Raw genomic sequence first — 23,615 nt, 5'->3', positions numbered from 1 at the left:
GTCGAATCTTTCGGGAGAGATGCCGGGCTCGCCGGAGCGCTACAGTGACCCGGCACGGGTCCCGCGAACGGGAGCGTTGAGGCGTGCATGGCGCAGGATGGACACGATCGCGGGCGCGAGTTCGTCCTCCATCTGCCGGTATACCTCGGGCGCCCGGCGGTAGGGGTCGATGATGTCGTTCTCGGACGAGTCTGCAGGCAGCGACAAGTGGCGCACCGCCGCCGCGCTCGCCGGCAAGCCCCGCCAAAAGGCGTGGTTGGCGGCCAGGGGATCGCCGTCGTCGGGCGTTCCTGCGCCAGGATCCCTGCCCTCGGAAGCGGCAGCGCGCTCGTCCAGGACGTCAAGCATCCGGGCGAACTCGCGGATGGTGAAGGTCCGCTTGAGGAGGGACGCGTCCAGCTGCAGGACCTCGCCGCGGTGCCCCGAGGTCATGGTGAGCACCAGGTCCACGCCGCGCAGGACCTTCGGTGTCAGTTGGCGGGCGGCGAAGTTTTCGGGGTCGCCGCCGAACGTGCGTACGATGTCCGCGGAAATCGGCTGCATGGGGTCGCCCACCATGGCGCGGGTCCCTGCGCTGGCCACCTCGAATCCGCCCGGCAGCACCTGGTTGAGCCCCGCCTGCAGCAGCCGCTCGGCCACGGGTGACCGGCAGATGTTGCCCGTGCAGACGGTCAGGATTCTTACTGGTGCGGGTGAGTCCAAGGGAGATTTCTCTTTCCAGCCGGTGCCTCCGTGCTTTTCAACTTAACACGCAACGACCCGACGCCGGCCGCCCCACCCCGCACGCCCCATCACCTTCCGCACGTTTCCATAGGACGCGCCATCACCTTCCGCACGTTTTTACGCGACGCCCCATCACCTTCCGCACGTTTCCAGGCAAGCCCCTATCACTTTCCGCACGTTTCCAGACGAGCCCCTATCACTTTCCGCGAAAGAGGCCGGATGATATGAGTGTGGAGAGCCTTCTCGAGCGCGACTGCGTGATAGCCGGCGGCGGCCCGGCTGGCATGGTGCTCGGCTACCTCCTGGCCCGCACCGGCTTGCGTGTCACAGTGCTGGAAAAGCACGCAGACTTCTTTCGCGACTTCCGCGGCGACACCGTGCATCCTTCCACCGTGACCCTGCTTGGCGAATTGGGACTGCGCGAAAAGTTCCTGCAACTGCCGCTCACCCGGTTGCCCACCATGGACGCCGTTTTTGACGGCCAGCGCTTCACGCTGGTGGATTTCGGCACCCTCCCGGGCCCCGACAACTTTCTCGTTTTGGCGCCGCAGTGGGACTTCCTGAACTTCCTCGCCGGCGAGGCGGCGGTGTTCCCGAACTTTGAACTGCGCATGCTCACCGACGTGACGGACCTGATCATTGAGGAGGACCAGGTGCGCGGCGTGCGGGCCGCCGCGGCCGACGGCGCGCTTGAAATCCGGGCGACGCTCACTGTTGCCGCTGACGGTCGCGCCTCCGTCCTGCGCGGAGCTGCCGGGATGATTCCAGACGAGTTCGGCGTGCCTATCGACGTGCTGTGGTTCAGCCTTCCCAAACCACCCAGCCCTCCGCCTGCAACCCTCGGATACATATCTCCCCAGGGAATGGTCCTCACCATTGACAGGGGCGACAGATACCAGTCGGGCATGGTCATCCGGAAGGGTGGTTTCGACGAGCTTCGGGGGGCGGGGCTTGGCGCCCTTCGAGCGCGGATCAGCAACGCTGCGCCCGTGCTGCGCCCCGTCGTTGACACCCTCACGGACTGGGACCAGATCAAGCTCCTCTCAGTGAAGATCAACCGACTCCGGCGCTGGTACCGTCCCGGGTTCATCGCGATTGGCGACGCAGCCCACGCGATGTCCCCGATGTTCGGCGTCGGCGTGAACTTCGCCATCCAGGACGCCGTCGCACTGTCCAACGCCATAGCGGACGACCTGGCAACCGGAACCTTGCCGGTGGAAAGGCTCGCGGCGGTGCAGCGGCGTCGTGAGAGGCCGGTGAAGGTTGTGCAGCTGCTTCAGCGCAACGGACACAAGGTGGTTGCAAGGGCGGCTACCGGCAGCCGGGTGGCGCCCCGCTGGTTCATCGGACTTCTCCGGGTCGCCTCACCACTGCTGCGCCGGGTCACCGCACGGTTCGTCGGGGTCGGCATCCTTCCCGAACACGTCCAACGCCGCAGCGCTTGACCGCGCCGGCAGGTGCGGGCCCGGGCGTCCTTGATTTCGCGCCGGAATTGTTGCTAAAGGTGAGAGGGCGTCGCGGAGGGGGTGCCGGCGTCGGGAATTACGACGGCGGCAGGCGCCATAGCTGTCAACTATCTCCAGCCCCCTAATCCGCATGCTCAAGGCGTGGTGAGAAGCTTGCGGCCTTTCCGCGGTGACGCTTCTTGACCATAATGAAGGAAACAGGCAATGGCGCCTGCGTCCTTGCGGACGTGGCTGGAAGATAGGACCGAGGTGGCTCTGTGGCTGAACTGAGCGGCCCCTACACGTACTCAAGTGCCCTGGGCGACAATGAGTGCGTCGCGGGCACATACCACGTTGATGTTGACGGCTGGAAGATTGAATGGTCGGACGGCATGTTCCAGTTGCACGGGTATGAGCGCGGCGAAGTAGTGCCCACCCTGGAGTTGCTGTACTCGCACAAGCACCCGGAGGACAGGCCCCGATGCGAAGAGATCGTGGCGCAGGTTGCGAAGACCGGAGGCTACTTCTGCATGTACCACCGGATCATCGATTCACGCGGCCGGACACGGCGGGTGCTGACGTCCGGCGAGGCCATTGTGGATGCTGCCGGGAAGGTCACCGCCATGGAAGGAGTGATGATTGACCTCACCTCCACGCTCCAGCGCGAAACCGAGGAGAAAACGCGCGAAGCGGTGGCGGGGGCGACCTCCACCCGCAGCGTCATCGACCAGGCGCGGGGCATCCTGATGGGTCAGCTGAAGTTGGGCTCGGACGAGGCCTTCCAGGTGCTGGTGAGCACCAGCAGCCACCGCAACGTCAAGCTGGTGGTGGTGGCAGCTGAGCTGGTGCAGCTGGCAAACTCCGCGGCTACGGGCGGTTACCTCGACGCCGCCGTTAGGGCCATTGCCCATGACAGCAGGTCGCTGGGAAGCGCGGCGCGCCGGGCAGGCTAGGCGGCCGGTCCCGGACGTCACATGGCCGGGGCGGAACCCGGACCTGTAGGATAACTCGAAGGTGCGCCGGGAAGTCTGGTCGGCATAAATTTGTCGATCCCGGATTTGAGGACGCTTGATGAGCCAGACGCCCCCACCCAACCCCGCCCGCTCCACGATTTTCGGCCGGGGCAGCTACGCCGAAGCGTTGCGGATCGGCGAGATCCTGCGCAAAGAGACCGTGGGCGGAGCGCTGCTGGTTGCCGCGGCGGTCATCGCACTGGTCTGGGCCAACTCACCCGCCGCGGACAGTTACTTCGCCATGCGGGACTTCAAAGTAGGCTACGAGCCGTGGCATCTTGACCTCAGCCTCGGAGCCTGGGCGGCCGACGGGCTGCTGGCAATCTTTTTCTTCCTGGTGGGCCTGGAGCTCAAACGGGAGTTCGTAGCGGGGGACCTGCGGCAGCTGAACAAGTCGATCGTTCCGGTGGCCGCTGCCGCGGGCGGGGTGGTGGCCCCGGCCCTCATCTACGCCCTTATCAACTTCACCAGCCCGGAAACCCTGCGCGGCTGGGCCATCCCGACCGCCACGGACATCGCATTCGCGGTGGCCGTCCTGGCGATTATCGGTTCACACCTGCCCAGCGCCCTGCGGATCTTCCTGCTGACGCTGGCAGTGGTTGACGACCTTATCGCCATCTCCATCATCGCGTTCTTCTACACCAGCGACCTTCAGGTCATGCCCCTGCTTTGGGCCCTGGTTCCGCTGGCGATCTATGCGTTCCTGGCCCAGAAGTACCGCCATTTCTTTGGCCGCAAGGCGGCGGCGGCGTGGCTCATCCTGCTGCCGCTCGGGATGGTCACGTGGGCGCTGGTTCACGCTTCGGGGATCCACGCCACGGTGGCCGGAGTCCTCCTGGGCTTTGCCGTCCCGGTGATCCGTTCGCAGGCAGGCGGCGGGCCCGAAGCAGGACCGGGCCTGGCTGAAATCTTCGAACATCGCTTCCGGCCCATTTCTGCAGGCATTGCAGTGCCAATCTTCGCGTTCTTTTCGGCCGGCGTGGCAGTGGGAGGCCTGGAAGGGTTGGGCTCTGCCCTGGCTGATCCCGTAGCTTTGGGCATCATCGTGGCCCTGGTGCTCGGCAAGCCGATCGGCATTATGGGAACCACATGGCTGTTGACCAAGACCAGCAGGGCGCGGCTTGATGACTCCTTCAAGTGGATTGACGTCTTCGGCGTGGCGCTTCTGGCCGGTATCGGGTTCACGGTGTCCCTGCTGGTGGCCGAACTCAGCTTTGGCCAGGGCAGCCTGCACGATGACCACGCCAAAGTGGGAATCCTCACCGCCTCCCTGCTGGCGGCGCTGCTGGCCACGGCCGTGCTCCGGACCAGGAACCGCCAGTACCGCGCGGCCGAGGAAGCCGAAAGAGTGGACGCTGACGACGACGGTATTCCGGACGTGTACCAGGACCGCACCTAGGGCTCCCAGGCAAGCGGCCGACGTCGGGACGTCACCGCGGGCGCTTGGCCCACCTGACGTCACAGGCGCCTGGCATTTCCAAGCGCCTGTGGCGTTTCTGTCCGGTCCGGTGGGCTGCCCGCGACCCGGCAGGCGGCCCCAAAAGGTTCTAGCGGCGCACTGACTTCCGGCGCCCGGCAACGGCCTCCGCGGTGCCCACCAGGAGCACCGACGCGATGACGGCCACGATGAAGCCCAGGAAGTTCAGTTCAAAAATGTTTCCGGTGCCCAGCAGTGAAGCCACCACGCCGCCGATCACGGAGCCGACGAGGCCCAGCAGCAAGGTGGCGAGCAGGCCCAGGTTCTGCTTGCCCGGCTTGATGAGGCGGGCCAGTGCGCCGATAATCAGGCCGGCAACAATGAATCCAATCACGGTGTGCTCCTTCGTGGTTGCGGGCATGTGACGCCCGGACTTCCGCGGTGGTTCCGCATCAAACTCATTCTAGGCGCGCCCCGCTCACCGTCCTCAAGCATCGGCCGCCCTCAAACGCAGGCCGCCCTCAGGCCGTAGCCCTCAGGCAGTAGCCAGAGGCTGGGCCGGTGCCTCCACATGGCGGATCTCCAGCGCCTCCGGATCCAGCAGCTTGCGCGCACCGGTCCTCGCATCCAGGATCCAGAACAGTTCCAGGGCGGGTACGACGTCGGTCACCCGCCCCCGGTGGAAGAGCTTGCCGTTGTGCCACGCTTCGATCTGGTCGCCGATGCGAAGCTGGGCCGTGAGTACTTTTTGTGCCTCCATGATGCGGTGCCTCCTGCTGTTGTATCCCGGTGACAACAGCTTGCCGTGGCCAGGTTGCTGACATGTTTCAACACGGTGTTTTTTCTGTATCAGCGGACAATGCGATCGACGCGCAGAGTCAAAACCGACGCGCAAATGCCTCGGCGCCCCTGTTATGCGGGCCGCGCCAAGTCATTTGCGCGTCGAAACCTCTGCGGGTCAGGAGGCCGCCACGCGCCGGGCTGCTGCGACTGCCTCCTCGATCCCGCCGGTCCAGGGTTCACCGTGCCCGGGAAGGACCAGCGAAGCCCCGGTCCGCGCCAGTTGCGTCAGGGTGTCCAAGTTCTGCCGGCTGTCCATGGTGGCGGCTCCGGACACGATCCGCGGCCCGGTCCGGCCGGTATACGGGTCCAGCGTCACCAGCGCATCCCCGCTGAACAGCACATCCCGGTCCCGCAGGTACAGCCCGCAGTGGCCGGCGGTGTGGCCGGGGGAGAAAACCACCTCGGGCTGCCCCGGCACCGGCAGTGTGCCGGACTGCCCAGGAAACAGGGTCAGATCATCAACGCCCTTCACCCGCAAGGCGCCCGCCCTGGTCATGCTGGCCAGGACGGGCAGGCCTTTCGGGTGGGCCAGCGCGAACACAAAACGGGACTTCTCGTGCTGGTACCGGTAGGGGTGCCGGGCGATGAAGGAGTCGCCGCCGTGAACCCAGACCGGGACCTTGAACTCCGTATGCAGCCGGTGTGCCAGACCCAGATGGTCGAAGTGCGCGTGGGTGAGCACCACCGCCTTGATGTCGCCCACCGCGTGCCCCAGCCCCCGAACTGATTCCTCCAGTGTCTTCCACATTGCCGGCAGCCCGGAGTCCACCAGGGTCAGCCCGTCGGGGCTCTCCACCAGATAGAAGTTGACGAACGCCTCGGACACGCAGTGCACGCCTTCCGCCACAGCGGTGAACGTTGCCCTGCCTGAGGTGGCCGGCGTCATTTCCGTCCTCCCGCTGCCCGGCGGAGCGCCCGCACCGCGGCGACGCCACCCAGGCCGGCGAGCACCCAGGGCCCGCCCACCACGAGGGGATCGATCCACTGGTGGTTCACGTCGGCCCGCTTCCTTCCGAACCGGGAGCGGAGGCCGTGCCGGGAGAATTCGCTGAGCACTCCCGTCTCGGTCACCGGGTTGTCCGGGCGCAGGGTGGCCAGCGAGCCCAGATGGTGCTCCCACGCGTCCACCCGGTCTGCGGCGATGAGCAGGAGCCAGTGCGCGGCGCGGCCTTCGCTGTATTTGTAGGCGTACTTCCGGATGGCCCCGGAGGCGCCCTTGGGTGGGGTGGAGGTGCCGAAAACGGGGGTTAGGAAGGCGTGTTCGACGGACCGTTCGCGGGGCCATTTCTCGGGTTGGCGTTCGGGGAAGTCCCAGTGCGCGCCGGTTTCGATGCCGGGTTGTTCGCGGGGGTAGGAGGGCCTGTCGGCAGGGTCCAGGTCCGCGCCCCAGCCCGGGATGCGCGCCCGCAGGTCCTCCGCGGATTCCGCCAAGGGGGACTTGCCGGCGGTGTAGGGCGTTGGTATCTCAGCCATGATGAAAGTCCTTTCAGGCCGGGGTGGAAACGATCAGGGGCTTGATGCAGTCATCGAGCTTCGCGGAGAAGATGTGGTACCCCTCGGCAATGTGCTCCAGCGGGACGCGGTGGGTGACGATATCGCTGGGCTTCAGGTACCCGTTTCGGATGTGTTCGAACAGCCGCGGCCACTGCCGTTTGACCGGGCACTGGTTCATCCGCAGCGTCAGGCCCTTGTTCACGGCGTCGCCGAACTTCACGGCACTGAAAATTGGGCCATACGCGCCCACCACCGACACGGTGCCGCCCTTGCGCACCGCGTCGATCGCCCAGTTGAGGGCGACCGGCGAGCCGCCCTGCAGCTTCAGTTTCGCGGACGTCACGTGCTGGAGGAAATTACCGTCCGCCTCGGCCCCCACAGCGTCAATCACGACGTCGGCGCCCAGGTAGTCAGTCGCTTTCTTCAGGTGCACCACAATGTCGTCGTACTCCACAAAGTTGTATGTCTCGGCGTGCGCGAAGGTCCGGGCCTTCTCCAGCCGGTACTCCAGGTGGTCGATCACGATCACCCGGCCGGCGCCCATCAGCCAGGCGGACTTGGCGGCGAACAGGCCCACCGGCCCGGCACCGAACACCACCACGGTGTCGCCTTCAACGATGTCCCCGAGCTGGGCGCCGAAGTAGCCGGTGGGGAGCGCATCGGTGAGCAGGACGGCGTCCTCTTCGTCCATCCAGTCCGGAATTTTGGCAGGCCCCACGTCTGCAAAGGGGACGCGCACGAACTCCGCCTGGCCGCCGTCGTACCCTCCGCAGGTGTGGGAGTAGCCGTAGATGCCGCCCACCGCAGTCGCGTTCGGGTTCACGTTGTGGCAGTTCGAATACAGCCCACGGGAGCAGAAGTAGCAGGAGCCACAGTAGACGTTGAACGGGACCATCACGCGGTCGCCCGGTACGAGGTTCTGCACCGAGGAGCCTACTTCGTGCACCACGCCCACAAACTCATGCCCGAATGTCATTCCCACCCGGGTGTCCGGCATCATGCCGTGGTAAAGGTGAAGGTCAGAGCCGCAGATGGCTCCGGTGGTCACCCGGACGATCGCGTCGTTGGGGTGCTCGATCCGGGGAATGTCTTTTTCTTCGACCCGGATTTTGTACGGTCCCCGGTAAACCATTGCTCGCATGAGTGCCGCCTTCGTTGTTGGCTGGCCGTGCGGTTCCGACTCGTGGAGGAACCACCCCGCTGCTTGAGGCGCACCGCTTGCCCTACGTTTCCACCTCGGGCTGGACCTGGTCAAGGGTCGCTGCGCCGGCACCTTTAGCGGGGGTGCGGGATGCTTAGAGCGTCCGACGGCGGGTAGGGGACAAGGTGAAAGGTGCACCGACACAAGGGGGAGCAGAACAGTGTCACGGGAAACCCAAGCTACGCCGGCGAAGGCGGCCGGCACACCGGCCCGAGCCCCGGCTTTCCTGTTCGGAATGGGGATCGGCGGGTTCGTGGACGGCATCGTCCTGCACCAGCTGCTGCAATGGCACCACATGCTTAGCCACACCGAAAGCGGCAACACAAAGTCGGTGTCCGGTCTGGAACTGAACACCCTGGCGGACGGCTTGTTTCACAGCGCCATGTGGGTGCTGGTGGTGGCTGCAGCCGCTCTCGCCATCAGAGCCCGGCAGCAGGGACGGCTGTCTGCCCGCTGGAGCTTCCACACCGGCCTGGTCCTGTGCGGCTGGGGAGTCTTCAACGTCATCGAGGGCTTGGTCAACCATCAGCTCCTGCAGATCCATCACGTCCGGGATGACCTCGGCGGGCCGCTGGCCTGGGACCTCGGCTTCCTGGTGATCAGCGTGGTCCTGGCCGTGGGCGGATGGCTTCTGTTTCGGGGTAGCCAAACGTCTGGAAAAAGCGACGCATCTGACGCAGGATAGTAAGCATGCTGATTAACTCGGCTGCCGGAACCACTTCGGTTCCACAAACCCAAATGTGAGCTCGAGAGGACATACTCGTGGTTTTCTTTCACAAGCAGGAACTTCAATACAAGGCAACTCCGGAGAAGCCGGGCGCCGTCTATGCCCGCAAGCTCCAGGAAGTGCTGGGTGGCCAGTACGGTGAAATCACCGTGGCCATGCAGTACTCGTTCCAGGCCTGGAACGCGCACATCCCGGGGAAGTACCGGGACATGCTGTTCGGCATTGGAGCAGAGGAATTCGGCCACGTGGAGATGCTGGCCACCATGATCGCCCAGCTGCTGGAGAAAGCGCCCCTCGGGATCACCGAGGACGCCGTCCAGTCCGATCCCACCATCGCCGCCGTGGTTGGCGGAACCGATATCCAGTCCGCCATCGTTGCCGGCGCCGGCGTCCGTCCCGTCGACAGCATGGGTAACCCCTGGCAGGGCAGCTACATCACGGCAAGCGGAAACCTGCTCGCCGACTTCTGGGCCAACGCCAACGCCGAAATGCAGGGCCGGCTCCAGGTGGCCCGGCTGTACCACATGACGGATGACCACGGCGTCCGGGAAATGCTCTCGTTCCTGCTGGCGCGCGACACCATGCACCAGAACCAGTGGGTAGCCGCGGCCAAGGAACTCCAGGAGGAAGGCGCCGAGAACTTCCCGGTGCCCAGCAACTTCCCCCTTAAAAATGAGATGCGGGACGTCGCCTACCAGTACCGGAACTTCTCCGACGGCCAGGCCGCGGCGGAGGGGTCCTGGGCCAAGGGTCCTACACCGGACGGGCTGGGCGAGTTCAGCTACGTGGCAGAGCCTCCGGCCGGCGTCCCAATGCCGCCGCCCACGCACCCTGATTCCCGCTTCTACGGCACCACCGAGCTGCCGAACATGATGGAAAAAGCTGCGGGAACCATTCAGGACAAGCTCCACAAGGAGTAGCCGGTACCGGCGGGCAACGCTCCGCGACCCGCACGTTGTTTTGCGACGCGCTAAAACGCTGACGCACCTGATATTCCGGGTGCGCCAGCGTTTTTGCGCGTCAACCGGTACTTCGCGCATCGAAATCGCAGGAAAAAGCCCCCTGCAGGCCGGTACCCGGAAGGACCGGCCGGCAGGGGGCTTCGCCTGTGCGTGCTACGTCTCGGGGTTCAGATCCCTGACGTTGCGTTCCCCGATGTCCGCGGCGCCCAGAACATTGGCAGCCGGGTTGTCAGCGGACACGGTATCCCGGACGCTCAGCTCGGGATGGTGCAGGTCCAGGGCTGGACGCTCGGAACGGATCCGGGGCAGCGAGGTGAAGTTGTGCCGCGGCGGCGGACAGGACGTGGCCCACTCCAGCGAGGCACCGAAGCCCCAGGGGTCGTCCACTGTGACTTTCTTGCCGGTCCGCCAGGTGATGTAGACATTCCAGAGGAACGGGATCATGGAGGCACCCAGCAGGTAGGAGCTGATGGTGGAAAGCTGGTTCATTCCCGTGAAGTTGTCCTCCGGCATGTAGTCGGCATACCGGCGGGGCATGCCCTCAACACCCAGCCAGTGCTGGATCAGGAAGGTGCCGTGGAAGCCCAGGAACAGCATCCAGAAGTGGATCTTGCCCAGGCGCTCGTTCAGCATGGTTCCGGTGAACTTCGGCCACCAGAAGTAGAACCCGGCGAACATCGCGAACACCACGGTGCCGAACACCACGTAGTGGAAGTGCGCCACCACGAAGTAGGAGTCGGAGACGTGGAAGTCCAGCGGCGGGGAGGCCAGGATGATGCCGGTGAGGCCGCCGAAGAGGAACGTGATCAGGAAGCCGAGGCTCCACAGCATAGGCGTCTCGAACGTCAGCGAACCGCCCCACAAGGTGCCGATCCAGTTGAAGAACTTCACGCCCGTGGGCACTGCGATGAGCATGGTCATGAATGCGAAGAACGGCAGCAGCACCGCTCCGGTCACGTACATGTGGTGGGCCCACACCGTTACGGACAGGGCGGCGATGGCGATCGTTGCGTACACCAGGCCCTTATAGCCGAAGATCGGTTTGCGGCTGAACACCGGGAAGATTTCGGAGACGATGCCGAAGAACGGCAGCGCGATGATGTACACCTCGGGGTGGCCGAAGAACCAGAACAGGTGCTGCCAGAGGATGGCGCCGCCATTGGCGGGGTCGAAGATGTGGGCCCCGAACTTCCTGTCCGCTCCCAGCGCAAACAGGGCCGAAGCCAGCGGCGGGAAGGCCATCAGCACCAGGATGGACGTGACCAGGGCGTTCCACGTGAAGATCGGCATCCGCCACATGGTCAGGCCGGGGGCGCGCATGCAGATGATGGTGGTGATGAAGTTGACCGCGCCCAGGATGGTGCCGAAGCCGGACAGCGCCAGGCCGAACACCCACAGGTCCCCGCCCAGGCCGGGCGTGAAGGTGGTGTTGGACAGTGGAGCGTAGGCGAACCAGCCGAAGGAAGCAGCGCCCTGCGGGGTGATGAAGCCGGACGTTGCGATGGTGGAGCCGAAGAGGAAGAACCAGAAAGCCAGCGCATTCAGCCGCGGGAACGCGACGTCCGGAGCACCGATCTGCAGCGGCATGATGACGTTCGTGAAACCAGCGAACAGCGGGGTGGCGAACATCAGCAGCATCAGGGTGCCGTGCATGGTGAACAGCTGGTTGTACTGCTCCTTGGTCTGCAGGATCTGCATGCCGGGTTCGAACAGCTCGGCCCGGATGAGCAGCGCCATAATGCCGGCAATGAGGAAGAACACAAACGAGGCAATCAGGTACATGTACCCGATGGTTTTGTGGTCCGTGGAAGTGATCCAGCTGACCACCATGCTGCCCTTGGGGCGCTTGACCACCGAGGGTGCGGCGGTCGCCGACGTGACGCCCATGTTCTGGCCGGTGGTGGTCATTACGGTTCCGTCCTTTGCTGTGCCTGTTCCAGGGCTGGTTGTGCCGGATTCTTGTCGTATTCGTCTCCGCGGATACCGGTGTTACCCTTGGCCCGGAGTTCGGCAATGCGGTTGTTGTATTCCTGCTCGGTCACTACCCGCACCTTGAAGAGCATCTCGGAATGGTATTCGCCGCAGAGTTCGGCGCATTTTCCGGTGAATTCACCGGTGCGGGTGGGAATGATGTCGATGAACCGGTTGTACTGGTTTTCACCCGGATACATGTCCCGCTTCTGCAGGAACTCCACCACCCAGAAGGAATGCTGGACGTCCCGGGAGTTGAGCTGCAGTTCAACCTTTTTACCCACCGGCAGGTACAGGGTGGGCAGCCGGTCTGGCGTGCCCCAGTTGCCGTCCAGGCGGGCCTGCACTCCGGGATCCTCGTGGACATCTTCCTTGACGTAATTGAAGTCCCAGGACCACTGCTTGCCACGGACATCGATGATCACATCCGGGTCCTCGAAGCGGTCGTCCATTGCACGCTGGTCGCGGTCCGTGAACACGAACAGGACCCCGACTATCATCAGCGGGACGGACAGGTAGAAGACTTCCAGCGGGAGGTTATAGCTCATCTGCCGCGGGAACCCGACAGTGTCTTTCCTGCGGCGGTAGGCGATGATGCACCACAGGATGAGCCCCCAGGTGATCACACCGATCACGGTCGCAGCGATCCACGAGTTCACCCACAGGTCCGTGACCAAGGGGGTGTGGTCTGTAGTATCGCGTTCGCCGGGCAGCCAGCCGCGCTGGACCTCAGCCGAACAGGAGGTTAAACCCATCAAAGCCGGGATGATGAGTAAAGCGGCACCCCGCCGCCCTTGAAAGGTGTTTTTTCCAGTGCTGCTCACCGCGGTTCCCTCCGGATATGCCCAGAGGCCCAACTGCATGAGCCCAATCACCCATGGCGCTGGCCAGTGGTTTGTGCCCACCCTAGCGCGGGATGGAGACGGATGGAAGGGTGGTACGCCGGGAAAAGGGCGGCCGACGGCGGCGGGAGACTGTCGCCGTCGGGAGTCACTTCAGCTTCCCCCGCCGTCGGGCGACGTCAGGGCGCCTCGCTGATGATTTCCCTGGCCGCCATGGCCAGCAGGTCGCGCTGGAGGGCCGGCAGGGAGATCAGTCCCTCCATGTAGGCCTGGACCTCGTATTCGCCGACGGAACCGCTGATGCTGTAGTACCGCAGCCAGAGCTCCGCTACGGTGATGTCGGCTTCCCGCAAGGTGAAATTGAGCTGGCTGCGCTGCTCCGGCTCGTGCGGCTCGAATGCCATGGTTCACTCAACTGTCAGCGTCGTTATACCCGGGGCTTGCCTGGCCGCGTCAGGCGACGTTGGGGTAGCTGCGCAGGATGTAATCGGCCGAGGCGGGGCCGGTCATATGCAACTGGGAGTGCTGGATGTCCACACCGCAACGCTGCATGCCCGCACGGAAGGCTTGGTCGGACTTAGCGCGGAAGCCGTGCAGCGATGCCCAGCTGACGTAGAGGCCGTAAAGGCAGTCCGGTCCCAACGGGTGTTCGGCAGCAGGGTCAGGAATGGTGGCTTCATCAAGGAATTGCTGGAAGTGCGAGGACGGCATGATGGCTCTATCCAGTTCTGCAACATGTGCCACCGGGTGGCTTCAGCAGCTACTCCCGCGGCCACTGCAGAAGGGGCCGGAGGAGGACGGCGGTAACGCCCGTCACACACCTGAATTTACCCGCGGCGGGCGGGGAAGTACAGCCGCCCGCCGCCGCCGGACTCGCACTGACGTGTTAGTGGGCAGAGCCTGCACACTGCCGTAACAAAAGACAAGTCTTCCCAACATTTTATAAGCGTGCTTATTATGTTGTTCCTTCGACGGCATGCAGAGCCCGTCAGCAATCTTCCCGATGGGCTCCGCCCCGGGAAAAGCTGAAAGGCTCCGATGCACCTGCTCCAGTCCGAGTACTCAGGCCCGAACCACGTGCTGGTCCACGTAAGCGACCCGCACTTCGTGGAAGAGGGCCTGCTGTACGGCGAGCTGGATCCGCAAACGGGACTGGTGGAAGTCCTCGATGCCATCGAGGCCAGCGGGCTGAAACCGGAAGCCATCATCTTCTCCGGCGATCTCACGGACAAGGGCGGCCTGGAGGCCTACCGGCGGTTGCGGACCACCTGCCAGGCCTACGCCGAGCGGATGGGAGCCCAGCTCATCTGGGCCATGGGCAACCACGACGAACGTATGAACTTCCAGAAGATGCTCCTCGACGAGGAGCCGCGGACCCTTCCGGTGGACCGCAGCTACTCTTTGGGCAATCTCCGGGTGCTGGTCCTGGACTCCTCCACACCTGGTTACCACCACGGCGAGATCAGCGATGAGCAGCTGCGCTGGCTGGCCGGGGAACTGGAGACGAGGGCCGACGACGGCACCCTCCTGGTGATCCACCACCCGCCTGTTCCGCCGGTACAGGAACTCGCGGTGCTTTCGGAGCTGCGGAACCAGGAGGGCCTGGCCCGGGTGCTGGAAGGCAGCGATGTCATCGGGATCCTCTCCGGCCACACGCACCACAGCGTCTTTTCAACCTTCGCCAACATCCCGGTATCGGTGGCTTCCTCCACCAGCTATAACCAGGACCTGGCCCTGCCCTCAGGCGCCATGCAGGGACTGGACGGCGCCCGGTCCTTCAATCTGATCCGCATCCACGACCGCACCTTCGTCTCGGCAGTGGTTCCGGTGGGCGAATACCCCCGGATGAGCTCCTACATCACCGCCGAGGAAACCCGGCGGCGGCTCCAGGCCGCGGCCGGCGCCATCCCATCCGCCACCGAAAACGCGGGAGGCACCCCCTGCGGCCGCCAGTAGGCCGCTACTTCGAATGAAAGGACCAGCCATGGACCAGAAACCACCCTCTCCATCCGGCACCCGCCGCAACGTGGCGGTCATCCTGGCGGGAGGAGTCGGCGCCCGCATGGGCCTGGACATACCCAAACAGTTTGTCCCGATCGCCGGCCGCACCAGCCTCGAGCACACGGTGGAGCTGTTCCAGCACTGTGCGCTGGTGGACGAGATCATCGTCATGATGGCCCCGGGCTACATACCGCGGGCCGAGGAGCTGCTCTATGGCAGCAAACCCGGCAGCACACCGGGTGCGACAGCGGCCAGCAAGTTCAGCAAACTCACCGCCATCCTTTCCGGCGGCGCAGACCGCAGCGAAACCTCACGCCTGGCACTGGACGCCATCGCGGACAGGGACGCCAACGTCATCTTCCACGACGCCGTCCGGCCCCTGCTCGACGGCGACATCATCATTGCCTGCATCCGCGCACTCGACGTCTACGCCGCCGTCGACACTGCCATCCCCTCAGCGGACACCATCATCGAAGTGGATGATGACAACTTCATCCGCGCCGTGCCCCCGCGGGCCAAGCTGCGACGAGGCCAGACGCCGCAGGCGTTCCGGATGCCCGTGATTGCCGAAGCGTACGAACGGGCCGGCCAGGACCCGGATTTCGCCGCCACTGATGACTGCTCGGTGGTCCTCAAATACTGCCCCGACGTCCCCATTTTCGTGGTGGACGGGGACGAGGCGAACATCAAGATCACCCAGCCCATCGACATCCACCTTGCGGACAAACTGTTCCAGCTCAAGCACAAAACCATGCTGCCCGGCGGAAATGCGGACGGGCTCCGCGGCTCTACGGTGCTGGTGTTCGGTGCGAGTTCGGGCATCGGCCTGGAACTCGTCCAGCAGCTCGAGGCCGAAGGCGCCGTGGTGGTGGGGCAGAGCCGCACCGGCAACGGCACCTACGTGGAGGACCGCAGGTGCGTGGCGCAGGCGCTCGCCTCCGCCGCCGCAAGCCACGGCCGCCTGGACCACATCATCCTCACAGCCGGCGTCCTCAGCGTGGGGCCGCTCGCCCAGCTGACCGATGAGCAGCTGCACCACGACGTTGACGTCAACCTCACGGCAGCCTTCATCGTGGCCCAGGAGTCGCAGAAGTACCTGGCCGAGAGCAAGGGTTCGCTGACGCTTTTCGCCTCCAGCTCCTACACCCGCGGCCGGGCCAACTACACGGTTTACTCCGCCACCAAGGCAGCGATCGTGAACCTCACCCAGGCGCTCGCGGACGAGTGGAGCTCGGACGGCATCCGGGTGAACTGCATCAGCCCCAGCCGGACCGCCACGCCCATGCGGACCAGGGCATTCGGGGCGGAAGAGGAAGGATCCCTGCTGCCGGCGGCAGCCGTGGCCGGGGCGAGCATTCAAGTCCTGGCGTCGGCCATGACCGGGCAGGTGGTGGACGTCCGGCTCCCGTACACGGACCCGTCCAAGGACCCCGAACTGGTAGCTCAGCCATGAGCCAGGACGTTGAGACCCGGGACGCAGGTACCCGGGACGGCGGCCCCTTGTCGGCTGAGGTGCCGGAGGTTGGGAGGGGCACTGACAGCCACAGCCTCCGGGCGGACAAGGTGTCCCTCACCTTGGCGGGGCCGCCCATTCCGGCGGACTCCACCTTGTCCATCCTGCTGGGGGACAGGCCCATCTGGAACATCCGAACCGGGGAGGCGGCCAGGCCAGGCCCCGGCGTCTGCGTCATCGACTGGCCCCCGGCCCTGGCGGGCCGTCTCTCCGGCTGGGCGCGGCTCCGCGTGATGCAGGATGGAACGCCATTATGCCCGACGGCGACAGTCGCCTTTGACGACTCACCGCACGAGTTCTCGCTGGCGGAACCGGGCACGGGCATGCCGCAGATCATCAACAAGTGGGGGCGGATCGCGCGGAACTTCGAAGGCCGGCGCGCCTACCTGATCGATGAGGCACTGGATGAGGCCTGCAAGCTGGTGGAGTGGATGCGGGGCCGCGGCCAGGAGCTGTTCGTTACCGGCGGCACCCTCCTGGGACCCGTCCGGGACGGCCGGGTGATGCCCGGCGACGACGATGTGGACCTGGCCTACCTCAGCCCGCACCAGAACCCCTCGGACATTGCACTGGAGGGCTTCGAACTGGAACGGGCCCTGCACGCGGAGGGCTACGAAACCGTCCGGCACTCCGCGGGGCACCTGCAGTTGCTCTTTCCCGGGGCGGACGGCACGGACCGGTTCTACCTGGACATCTTTACCTACTTCAATGTGGGGGGTTGGTTCCACGGCACGTTCCACGCCCGCGAGCACAGCGAGAAGGTGACTATCTTCCCGCTGCGGACCCTCGCCATCAACGGACGGGAGTTGCCGGCCCCGGCGGAGCCGGAGCAGATGCTTGCGGCGATCTACGGACTCGGCTGGCACACCCCTGATCCTGCCTTCCGTTTCGTCACGCCGCCACCGGCCCGCCGCCGCTATGACACCTGGCTCGGCGGCCTGGACTGGGACCGGGAGAACTGGGAGGACCACCACCGGGCGCTGTTGCGGGGAGAATCCGGGCAGGCTGCCGGCCACACGCCGTCGGCCTGGGCCGAGGAACTCGCCCGTGAGCTGCCCCCGGGGTCCCGCATCCTGGAACTCGGCTGTGGCCTTGGTGCCGATGCCAGGCACTTTTCGGAGCAGGGGCATTATGTGGTGGCTGTTGACTACAGCCGCCCGGCAATCGAAAACCTGCGCGGGCAACAGGCCGGCGCCGGGTCTGTGGAGTTCCGCCGGGTGAACCTCAACTCGCTCCGGGAAACCGCTCCGCTGGCCAGGTTGGTGAACCACGGTGCGGGTCCGTTGCATGTGTACGCGCGGCTGCTGCTGAATGCGCTGGACTGGCAAGGCAGGGAGAACACGCTGGGGCTGATCCGGCAGCTTTTGCGGATCCAGGGCCGGGCGGCCACGGCCTTCCTGGAAGTCCAGGTGGCGGAGTCCGAACCGGCCTTCCCGGATTGCCGCTTCTATGGCCCCATGGATATCAGTGCGCTGACAAGCACCCTCACCAAGTTGGGGCTCAGAGCAGAGGATGTGACACCACAAACCGGGCGCCAGGACGATGGCGCCATACCTACCCACCGAGTGAAAGTGAGGGCCCTGCCATGAATGATCCCCTGATTGACGCCATCCACGAGCACGAGCCCCTGAGTGACCCGCTGGAAGAGGTCCACCTGCGGTTGGCCATAGCCGCAACGGATATCGCCGAACTGCGGGCCGAGGTTAACCGGCTGGACCGGGACCTGGACGAGTCCCGGCGGCTGAACCGGAGGGCGGCGGAGTTGCTGGACCTCGTCTACGAACACCTGGCAAGCACCCCGGACCGTCCACGCGCTTCGGATGCGGCCGGCACCTTCGACCGCGCAGACATGGCGGCAAGTGCCCCAGCTCCTGCCCTGAAGGGGGAAGGGGCGGGCATATGAGCGGAATTGACATCATCGGCGCCTTTGAGAGCACGTATCTTCCCCGGCACAACAAGGATATTTTCGAATCCACCGCCCACGACGTGCAGTGGAAGCAGGACCTCGAACTGCTGACCCACTGCGGGGTAAAAAGGCTGAGGTATCCGGTCCGCTGGCACAGGGTGGAGGCTGAGGAAGGCGTCTTCAGCTGGCAGGACACAGACAAGGTGCTGCACTACCTGCGGGACCACGGCTTCCGCCCCATCGTGGACCTGGTGCACCACACCAGCTATCCCCGGTGGATGGAGGGCGGTTTCGCAGACCCCCGTTTCCCCACCGCGTACCTGCGGTACACGGAAGAGTTCGCCCGGCGCTACCCCTGGGTGGAGGAGTACACCCTCTTCAACGAACCCTTCTCCACCCTGTTCCTCACCGGCCACGAGGGCATCTGGCCGCCGTACCAGAAGGGCCTGGACAACTTCGTGGCCCAGATCCTCAACGTACTGCCGGCCGTGGCGGAGGCGAGCCGCGCGTATGCGGACCTGCTGCCCGGCGCCAAGCACGTGTGGGTGGACACCTGCGAACACCACACCGGGGCCGGTGCCAACGGAAGCGCGTACGCCACCATGGCCAACGAACGCCGGTTCCTGGTGCTGGACAGCTTCCTGGGCAAGGGCTACGACCCCCAGGGGCCCATGGCGGAGCTGCTCCATGAAGCCGGGGGAGAGAAGCTGCAGGGCCTGGAGCCGGGGCGGATCGACGTGCTGGGCCTGGACTACTACGCCCACTGCCAGTGGCACTTTGATGAAAAGGGAGGCTCGCCCAACACACCGTACCCGCTGCCGCTGGCGCAGCAGATCTATCTGTACTGGGACCGCTACCGGCTGCCGTGCCTGCTGACGGAGACGAACGTCCGTGGCCGCACGTCAGACCGGGCCACCTGGTTCAAGTACGTGCTGGAACAGTGCGAACGCGCCAGGCAGATGGGGGTTCCCCTCGAGGGCCTGTGCTGGTTCCCGGTGATCGACTCCACTGACTGGGATACGCTCCTGTACCGCAGCGATGGCCACATCGATCCTGTGGGCGTGTATTGGCTGGATGACGAGCTGGCCCGGCAGCCGTCCGTGATGTCCGAGTCCTACGCGAAAGCCGCCGCCGGCACGCCGTCGCAAGAGCTGCCGGCCTTCACGCTCGGCGAACCCGTGGCCACCTGGCTGCGCGGATACGAATCACAAATGTCCCATTGGAAATGGACACCGGCCCCTGACGCGGACCAGGGAAACAGCCTTCCCCGCACGGAGACCCGAATGGAATTGAGGATAGTCAATGCAGAGTGAACTGATCGTCTTGTCGCATCTCCGCTGGGACTGGGTATGGCAGCGTCCCCAGCACCTCGTTTCCCGCCTGGGCTCCCGCTGTTCCACCTGGTATGTGGAGGAGCCGCTCACACCCTCGCCCGGATTCACCGGGAAGAACCGGCTGAACCATACGCAGGTGGACGGGCTGAACCGCGCCTGGCTGGAGATTCCGGAGCAGGGCCACCACGTGGGTTTTTTCGACGACGTCCTCCCGGACTACATCGAGCAGCTGCCCGAACTGGTGGGCCCGCCTGCGGGGGAGCGCGTGGTGTGGCTGTACACCCCACTGGCCCTGGAACTGGCCCTCGCGCTGAACCCCACCACGCTCGTGTACGACGTCATGGACGATCTCGCCGCCTTCAAGGATGCCCCGCCCGAGCTGGTGGTGAGGCAGCGGCAGGCACTCCGGCGGGCCGACGTCGTATTCGCCGGCGGCCGCTCGCTCCACCGGTCCATGGTGCGGCAGGGCCGCGCGGACACGCTGCTCTTTCCCAGCGGCGTGGAGCCGGAGCATTACAGGCTCCCGACGGCGGCGCCCCGGGTTCCCGGGCAGCGTCCAGTTGCGGGTTACGTGGGAGTGCTGGACGAACGGCTGGACCTGGGCCTTGTCGCCGGCCTCGCCCGGGCACTGCCCGAGTGGGACATCAGGATGTACGGGCCGGTGGCCAAGATCGATCCCGCCAGCCTGCCCCAGGAGCCCAACATCAGCTACGAAGGGTACACCTGCTACGCGGACCTGCCTGCGGCGATGGCCGGCCTGGATGTGGCCCTGATGCCGTTCGCCCTGAATGAGGCAACCCGCTCCATCAGTCCCACCAAGACGCTCGAGTACCTTGCGGCGGGCCTGCCGGTGGTTTCCACGCGGGTGCCGGACGTGGTGACCGATTTCCCCGGAGTGGTGCACCTGCGCGACGACGCCGCCGGCTTTGCTGCGCTGTGCCGAAGGCTCGGCCAGCGGGACCCGTCGCGCGGGCCCAAGCCGAAGACCCGCGAGCTGCTGAAGAAGTACCACTGGGATGCGATCGCCGCCCAGATGGCGGAGTCCGTCTTTGCGGGCGGGGTCCAGGAGCCGGAGCCGGCAAGCGCCGGGGCCTTGGGCTGACAGTCTGTCCACTAATCCACTACGAAGTTGCATTGCGAGAGAAGGAGCTGAACAACGATGAACGAAGTACCCCTGCACAAGGACCTGCCGCTTCCGGACTACGACCACCTGCCGGTGGGAACCCTGCCTTCGCGCATCTCCGGCCTGGAGGAAGCGCAAGTGGCGCAGCTTATTACCTACGAGAAGGCGCACGGAAACCGCCTGCCCGTCATGCAGATCCTCGAAAAGAGGCTCCATGACCTGCAGGGCGGCACCGTGCCCCGCGGCCCGCAGGCGCCCAGCACTCCAGAGGTCAACACCGGCACGCCGGACACCCCGCGGACAGCCAGTGTTCCAGGACCGCCCATCAACCCGCCGTCGCAGGGTGATCCCACCAACCCTGCCCAGCCCCGGTGAGCCGTGGAGCAGCATCACGGCGTAGAGGACCACGACGGCGGCGCAGAAGACCCGTCGCAGGATAACGACGGCGGCGAGGACCTTCACGCCTTCGTCAGGTCCCGCCGGGCCGAGCTGGAGAGCCAGTTGGCGGCGTGGGTGCGTGTGCCCGGGGTGCTGGGGGATCCGGAGCACGCGCAGGACCTGCTCCGCTCCGCCAACTGGCTCGCGGCCGCGTACCGGGAGGTTGGCTTCCCGGTGGTGGAAGTTCTCCCCACCGGGGAGTCCCACGCCGTGTACGCGGAATGGTGCGAGGCGCCCGGCGCGCCCACCGTCCTGGTGTACAGCCACCACGATGTACGCCTGGCCAAGCCCGAGCAGTGGGACCAAACCGCTCCATTCGAGCCGGTGGTGCGGGACGGGAGGCTGTACGGGCGGGGCAGCTCCGATGCCAAGGGCCAGGTCCTGGCCCACCTGTGGGGGTTGCGCGCGCACCTGAACCGGCAGTCCACACGCTCTACCATTGCCCCCCAAAACCCGGACGCTCCATCAGCTACCGCTCCCGAAACCCCAACGCATTCGCACTCCACCGCGCCCGCCGTCAACCTCAAGTACCTCGTTGAGGGGGAGGAGGAGGGCGGCTCGCCACACCTGGCCAAGCTGCTGGAGGAGCAGGCGGACCGGTTTCAGGCGGACCTCGTGGTTTTCTCCGACACCCTGCTTTTCCGCGCCGACCATCCCGCGTTGTGCGTGAGCCTTCGCGGGATGCTCAGCGCACACCTGGAGCTCACCGGTCCCAAGGTGGACGTTCACAGCGGCGCCGTTTCCGGTGCCGTCCCCAATCCGGCTTTTGAACTGAGCAGGCTGCTTGCCGACCTTCATGACGAAGATGGCCGGATTACCATTCCCGGATTCTATGACGACGTTGCGCCGGTGCCTGAGGAGTTTCGGACGGCGCTCGCACGCCTGCCGTTCACGGACGAGGACTGGCTTGAGCGTTCGGAGATGGGACGCATCACCGGTGAGGCGGGGTACACGGTTCCGGAACGCCTGTGGCTGCGCCCGGCCGTGGAAATCACGGCGTTGCTCGCCGGCGATCCTGTAGGACTTTCCAGCGCGGCCGTTCCCTCCGTGGCTTCCGTGGACCTGAGTTTCCGGACCGTGGCCGGCCAGCGGGTGGAAAAGGTGGCCGAGCAGCTCCGGCAATGGGTCCAGGACACGGTGGGGGAGGACTACGGACACACTCTCAGCGTGGATCTCGAGACGGCCCAGGAACCGTATTGGACTCCGGACCATCCCGCTGTTTCCGCCCTGGAGCGGGCCATGGCTGCGGGCTTCCGCTCCGCAGAGGTGGGCAGGATGGGCAACGCCGGCGGCGGTCCCGCCGTGCTGCTGAGCAAGTCACTGGACGCCCCGCTTTTGTTTTTCGGAACGGGCCTGGTGGAGGACCACTGGCACGACAGCGACGAGAGCGCCAACCTCGAGGTCCTGGTGAACGGTGCCGTCACGCTGGCGTGCTTCTGGGACGAACTGGCCCGGATGGAATGAGCAAGGGGCGACGACGATGGATGGCTCAGGTCCTGACGGCACCCCGGCGCAAACTGGAGATACCAGCGCTGGGGCGGCCCGCCGCCGTCGTACCTTTGGAGTGGAGGAGGAGCTGCTCCTGGTGGACGCAGGCAGCGGGGATGCCGTACCGGTAGCGGGCGCACTCCTGGACCTGTACGTCCGCCCGATGGATTCCACCTCCGGTCCTGTCCTCACGGCTGAGTTCCAGCAGGAGATGATCGAGGTGGTCACCCCGCCGCATTCCACCCTGGCCGGGCTGGAAGCGGACATCATCGCCGGGCGGGCCATTGCGCACCAGGCGGCAGAGGACGTGGGGGTCAGGGTGGCGGCGCTGGCCACGTCACCGCTTCCCGCCGATCCCCATCCCGTGCAGCTCCGGCGGTTCAAGGCCATGACGGAAGAATATGGGCTGACTGCCCGCGAGCAGCTCACGTGCGGCTGCCACATCCACGTCTCGGTGGAGTCGGCGGAAGAGGGAGTGGCTGTGCTGGACCGGATCCGGAACTGGCTGCCGGTGCTGATCGCCCTCAGCGCCAACTCCCCGTTCTGGCACGGCGAGGACACCGGCTACGCCAGCTACCGCTCGCAGGTGTGGAACCGGTGGCCGTCAGCCGGTCCACTCGAAATCCTCCGTACACCGGAGGCCTACTACCAGTTGGTGCAGGACATGGTGGGCACCGGCGTCGCGCTGGACGAGGGGATGATCTACTTCGACGCCCGGCTCTCCCGGCACTACCCCACAGTGGAGCTCCGGCTTGCCGATGTGTGCCTCCGGCCGGAGAACACCGTGTTGCTGGCAGGCATCGCCCGGGGGCTGGTGGAGACCGCGGCGAGGGAATGGCGGGAAGGAATTGAACCCGCCGTTGTTCCCACTGCGCTGCTGCGGCTGGCGGGCTGGAAGGCGAGCCGGTGGGGTCTGCGCGGTGAGCTGCTGGATCCGGTGACAAGCCGGCCGGTGCAAGCCCTCGCCGTCGTCAATGCGCTGATGAACCACATCCGCAAGGCTCTGGAGGACATCGGGGACCTGGGGCGGGTGGAGGAACTGATGGACAATCTGCTCAACGCCGGAACGGGCGCAGCCCGGCAGATTGAGGTGCTGCACCGAACCGGGGACTTGGAGGACGTAGTCAGGGATGCGGCCGACTGCACGGTGCGGGTCCCGGCTGACGGGGACTAA

Annotated in this window: 24 protein-coding genes; 14 read left to right on the top strand and 10 right to left on the bottom strand. The window is 65.6% G+C overall.

Features of this window, described 5'->3' with window-relative positions; all coding sequences use genetic code 11:
- Positions 1 to 39: 39 nt before the first annotated feature.
- The gene (locus tag M1E07_RS16180; protein ID WP_461187647.1) at positions 40 to 702 is read right to left on the bottom strand and encodes an arsenate reductase/protein-tyrosine-phosphatase family protein; all 663 of its coding nucleotides are present in this window, start codon (positions 700 to 702) and stop codon (positions 40 to 42) included.
- Between the two features lie 245 nt (positions 703 to 947).
- On the opposite strand from M1E07_RS16180, the gene M1E07_RS16175 reads away from it, so the two are divergent.
- The 3 genes from M1E07_RS16175 (at position 948) to nhaA (ending at position 4,580) form a co-directional block, all read left to right on the top strand.
- Positions 948 to 2,168: an FAD-dependent oxidoreductase gene (locus M1E07_RS16175; protein WP_461187646.1), complete on the top strand. Its 1,221-nt coding sequence runs from the start codon at positions 948 to 950 to the stop codon at positions 2,166 to 2,168.
- A 278-nt stretch (positions 2,169 to 2,446) separates the two neighbouring features.
- Positions 2,447 to 3,121 carry a PAS and ANTAR domain-containing protein gene (locus M1E07_RS16170; protein ID WP_461187645.1) on the top strand — a complete coding sequence of 225 codons (675 nt, stop codon included), beginning with the start codon at positions 2,447 to 2,449 and terminating at the stop codon, positions 3,119 to 3,121.
- Positions 3,122 to 3,239: 118 nt separating this feature from the next.
- Entirely contained in the window at positions 3,240 to 4,580 is a 1,341-nt protein-coding gene (gene nhaA, locus M1E07_RS16165) for a Na+/H+ antiporter NhaA (protein ID WP_461187644.1), read from the top strand.
- 148 nt (positions 4,581 to 4,728) lie between these two features.
- On the opposite strand, the gene M1E07_RS16160 is transcribed toward nhaA, so the two are convergent.
- From M1E07_RS16160 to M1E07_RS16140, 5 genes are all read right to left on the bottom strand, one after another.
- Positions 4,729 to 4,992 carry a GlsB/YeaQ/YmgE family stress response membrane protein gene (locus M1E07_RS16160; RefSeq protein WP_461187643.1) on the bottom strand — a complete coding sequence of 88 codons (264 nt, stop codon included), beginning with the start codon at positions 4,990 to 4,992 and terminating at the stop codon, positions 4,729 to 4,731.
- A 141-nt stretch (positions 4,993 to 5,133) separates the two neighbouring features.
- Complete coding sequence (locus M1E07_RS16155; protein WP_461187642.1) at positions 5,134 to 5,358, bottom strand: hypothetical protein; 225 nt, start codon at positions 5,356 to 5,358, stop codon at positions 5,134 to 5,136.
- A gap of 198 nt (positions 5,359 to 5,556) precedes the next feature.
- Positions 5,557 to 6,327 carry an MBL fold metallo-hydrolase gene (locus M1E07_RS16150; RefSeq protein WP_461187641.1) on the bottom strand — a complete coding sequence of 257 codons (771 nt, stop codon included), beginning with the start codon at positions 6,325 to 6,327 and terminating at the stop codon, positions 5,557 to 5,559.
- Entirely contained in the window at positions 6,324 to 6,914 is a 591-nt protein-coding gene (locus M1E07_RS16145) for a hypothetical protein (RefSeq protein ID WP_461187640.1), read from the bottom strand. Before M1E07_RS16145 ends, M1E07_RS16150 begins: the two co-directional genes overlap by 4 nt.
- A gap of 13 nt (positions 6,915 to 6,927) precedes the next feature.
- Complete coding sequence (locus M1E07_RS16140) at positions 6,928 to 8,076, bottom strand: zinc-dependent alcohol dehydrogenase (RefSeq protein ID WP_461187639.1); 1,149 nt, start codon at positions 8,074 to 8,076, stop codon at positions 6,928 to 6,930.
- Between the two features lie 220 nt (positions 8,077 to 8,296).
- On the opposite strand from M1E07_RS16140, the gene M1E07_RS16135 reads away from it, so the two are divergent.
- Both M1E07_RS16135 and M1E07_RS16130 read left to right on the top strand, forming a co-directional pair.
- The gene (locus M1E07_RS16135; protein WP_461187638.1) at positions 8,297 to 8,821 is read left to right on the top strand and encodes a DUF2243 domain-containing protein; all 525 of its coding nucleotides are present in this window, start codon (positions 8,297 to 8,299) and stop codon (positions 8,819 to 8,821) included.
- Between the two features lie 77 nt (positions 8,822 to 8,898).
- A complete protein-coding gene (locus M1E07_RS16130) occupies positions 8,899 to 9,783 on the top strand; it encodes a manganese catalase (protein WP_461187637.1) in 885 nt (294 codons plus the stop codon).
- A 195-nt stretch (positions 9,784 to 9,978) separates the two neighbouring features.
- Here the strand turns inward: M1E07_RS16130 and ctaD are convergent, their stop codons facing one another.
- The 4 genes from ctaD to M1E07_RS16110 all read right to left on the bottom strand — a co-directional run bounded on the left by ctaD (position 9,979) and on the right by M1E07_RS16110 (position 13,382).
- Positions 9,979 to 11,733 (bottom strand): aa3-type cytochrome oxidase subunit I, encoded by a 1,755-nt coding sequence (ctaD, locus tag M1E07_RS16125; RefSeq protein WP_461187636.1) that lies wholly within the window; start codon positions 11,731 to 11,733, stop codon positions 9,979 to 9,981.
- On the bottom strand, positions 11,733 to 12,659 hold the full coding sequence (ctaC, locus tag M1E07_RS16120) for an aa3-type cytochrome oxidase subunit II (RefSeq protein ID WP_461187635.1): 927 nt from the start codon (positions 12,657 to 12,659) through the stop codon (positions 11,733 to 11,735). Before ctaC ends, ctaD begins: the two co-directional genes overlap by 1 nt.
- A gap of 158 nt (positions 12,660 to 12,817) precedes the next feature.
- A complete protein-coding gene (locus M1E07_RS16115; RefSeq protein ID WP_461187634.1) occupies positions 12,818 to 13,042 on the bottom strand; it encodes a hypothetical protein in 225 nt (74 codons plus the stop codon).
- A gap of 49 nt (positions 13,043 to 13,091) precedes the next feature.
- Positions 13,092 to 13,382: a hypothetical protein gene (locus M1E07_RS16110; RefSeq protein WP_461187633.1), complete on the bottom strand. Its 291-nt coding sequence runs from the start codon at positions 13,380 to 13,382 to the stop codon at positions 13,092 to 13,094.
- 294 nt (positions 13,383 to 13,676) lie between these two features.
- Between M1E07_RS16110 and M1E07_RS16105 the strand changes: the two genes are divergently transcribed.
- From M1E07_RS16105 to M1E07_RS16065, 9 genes are read left to right on the top strand one after another with little or no spacing between them, the layout of a single operon-like run.
- A complete protein-coding gene (locus M1E07_RS16105) occupies positions 13,677 to 14,594 on the top strand; it encodes a metallophosphoesterase (protein WP_461187632.1) in 918 nt (305 codons plus the stop codon).
- Positions 14,595 to 14,622: 28 nt separating this feature from the next.
- Positions 14,623 to 16,092, top strand: coding sequence for an SDR family NAD(P)-dependent oxidoreductase (locus M1E07_RS16100; protein WP_461187631.1), 1,470 nt, complete (start codon positions 14,623 to 14,625; stop codon positions 16,090 to 16,092).
- Positions 16,089 to 17,741, top strand: a complete 1,653-nt coding sequence (locus tag M1E07_RS16095; protein WP_461187630.1) for a class I SAM-dependent methyltransferase — start codon at positions 16,089 to 16,091, stop codon at positions 17,739 to 17,741. The genes M1E07_RS16100 and M1E07_RS16095 overlap by 4 nt, the downstream gene beginning before the upstream one ends.
- The gene (locus M1E07_RS16090; protein ID WP_461187629.1) at positions 17,738 to 18,055 is read left to right on the top strand and encodes a DUF6752 domain-containing protein; all 318 of its coding nucleotides are present in this window, start codon (positions 17,738 to 17,740) and stop codon (positions 18,053 to 18,055) included. The genes M1E07_RS16095 and M1E07_RS16090 overlap by 4 nt, the downstream gene beginning before the upstream one ends.
- Positions 18,052 to 19,371, top strand: coding sequence for a family 1 glycosylhydrolase (locus M1E07_RS16085; RefSeq protein ID WP_461187628.1), 1,320 nt, complete (start codon positions 18,052 to 18,054; stop codon positions 19,369 to 19,371). Before M1E07_RS16090 ends, M1E07_RS16085 begins: the two co-directional genes overlap by 4 nt.
- Positions 19,361 to 20,494 carry a glycosyltransferase gene (locus M1E07_RS16080; RefSeq protein WP_461187627.1) on the top strand — a complete coding sequence of 378 codons (1,134 nt, stop codon included), beginning with the start codon at positions 19,361 to 19,363 and terminating at the stop codon, positions 20,492 to 20,494. The genes M1E07_RS16085 and M1E07_RS16080 overlap by 11 nt, the downstream gene beginning before the upstream one ends.
- A gap of 57 nt (positions 20,495 to 20,551) precedes the next feature.
- Entirely contained in the window at positions 20,552 to 20,890 is a 339-nt protein-coding gene (locus M1E07_RS16075; RefSeq protein WP_461187626.1) for a hypothetical protein, read from the top strand.
- Positions 20,891 to 20,893: 3 nt separating this feature from the next.
- The gene (locus M1E07_RS16070) at positions 20,894 to 22,417 is read left to right on the top strand and encodes a M20/M25/M40 family metallo-hydrolase (protein WP_461187625.1); all 1,524 of its coding nucleotides are present in this window, start codon (positions 20,894 to 20,896) and stop codon (positions 22,415 to 22,417) included.
- Positions 22,418 to 22,433: 16 nt separating this feature from the next.
- Positions 22,434 to 23,615, top strand: a complete 1,182-nt coding sequence (locus tag M1E07_RS16065; protein WP_461187624.1) for a carboxylate-amine ligase — start codon at positions 22,434 to 22,436, stop codon at positions 23,613 to 23,615.

The sequence above is a fragment of the Arthrobacter sp. Z4-13 genome (genome assembly GCF_054792705.1).
Note: the sequence above shows the minus strand (reverse complement) of the source record. Positions and strands in the feature narration are given on the sequence as shown.

Coding starts and splice junctions, on each gene's coding strand:
- M1E07_RS16175 (WP_461187646.1), top strand. CDS start 948: ATGAGTGTGGAGAGCCTTCTCGAGCGCGACTGCGTGATAGCCGGCGGC.
- nhaA (WP_461187644.1), top strand. CDS start 3,240: ATGAGCCAGACGCCCCCACCCAACCCCGCCCGCTCCACGATTTTCGGC.
- M1E07_RS16155 (WP_461187642.1), bottom strand. CDS start 5,358: ATGGAGGCACAAAAAGTACTCACGGCCCAGCTTCGCATCGGCGACCAG.
- M1E07_RS16150 (WP_461187641.1), bottom strand. CDS start 6,327: ATGACGCCGGCCACCTCAGGCAGGGCAACGTTCACCGCTGTGGCGGAA.
- M1E07_RS16145 (WP_461187640.1), bottom strand. CDS start 6,914: ATGGCTGAGATACCAACGCCCTACACCGCCGGCAAGTCCCCCTTGGCG.
- M1E07_RS16140 (WP_461187639.1), bottom strand. CDS start 8,076: ATGCGAGCAATGGTTTACCGGGGACCGTACAAAATCCGGGTCGAAGAA.
- ctaD (WP_461187636.1), bottom strand. CDS start 11,733: ATGACCACCACCGGCCAGAACATGGGCGTCACGTCGGCGACCGCCGCA.
- ctaC (WP_461187635.1), bottom strand. CDS start 12,659: ATGCAGTTGGGCCTCTGGGCATATCCGGAGGGAACCGCGGTGAGCAGC.
- M1E07_RS16115 (WP_461187634.1), bottom strand. CDS start 13,042: ATGGCATTCGAGCCGCACGAGCCGGAGCAGCGCAGCCAGCTCAATTTC.
- M1E07_RS16105 (WP_461187632.1), top strand. CDS start 13,677: ATGCACCTGCTCCAGTCCGAGTACTCAGGCCCGAACCACGTGCTGGTC.
- M1E07_RS16100 (WP_461187631.1), top strand. CDS start 14,623: ATGGACCAGAAACCACCCTCTCCATCCGGCACCCGCCGCAACGTGGCG.
- M1E07_RS16095 (WP_461187630.1), top strand. CDS start 16,089: ATGAGCCAGGACGTTGAGACCCGGGACGCAGGTACCCGGGACGGCGGC.
- M1E07_RS16090 (WP_461187629.1), top strand. CDS start 17,738: ATGAATGATCCCCTGATTGACGCCATCCACGAGCACGAGCCCCTGAGT.
- M1E07_RS16085 (WP_461187628.1), top strand. CDS start 18,052: ATGAGCGGAATTGACATCATCGGCGCCTTTGAGAGCACGTATCTTCCC.
- M1E07_RS16080 (WP_461187627.1), top strand. CDS start 19,361: ATGCAGAGTGAACTGATCGTCTTGTCGCATCTCCGCTGGGACTGGGTA.
- M1E07_RS16075 (WP_461187626.1), top strand. CDS start 20,552: ATGAACGAAGTACCCCTGCACAAGGACCTGCCGCTTCCGGACTACGAC.
- M1E07_RS16065 (WP_461187624.1), top strand. CDS start 22,434: ATGGATGGCTCAGGTCCTGACGGCACCCCGGCGCAAACTGGAGATACC.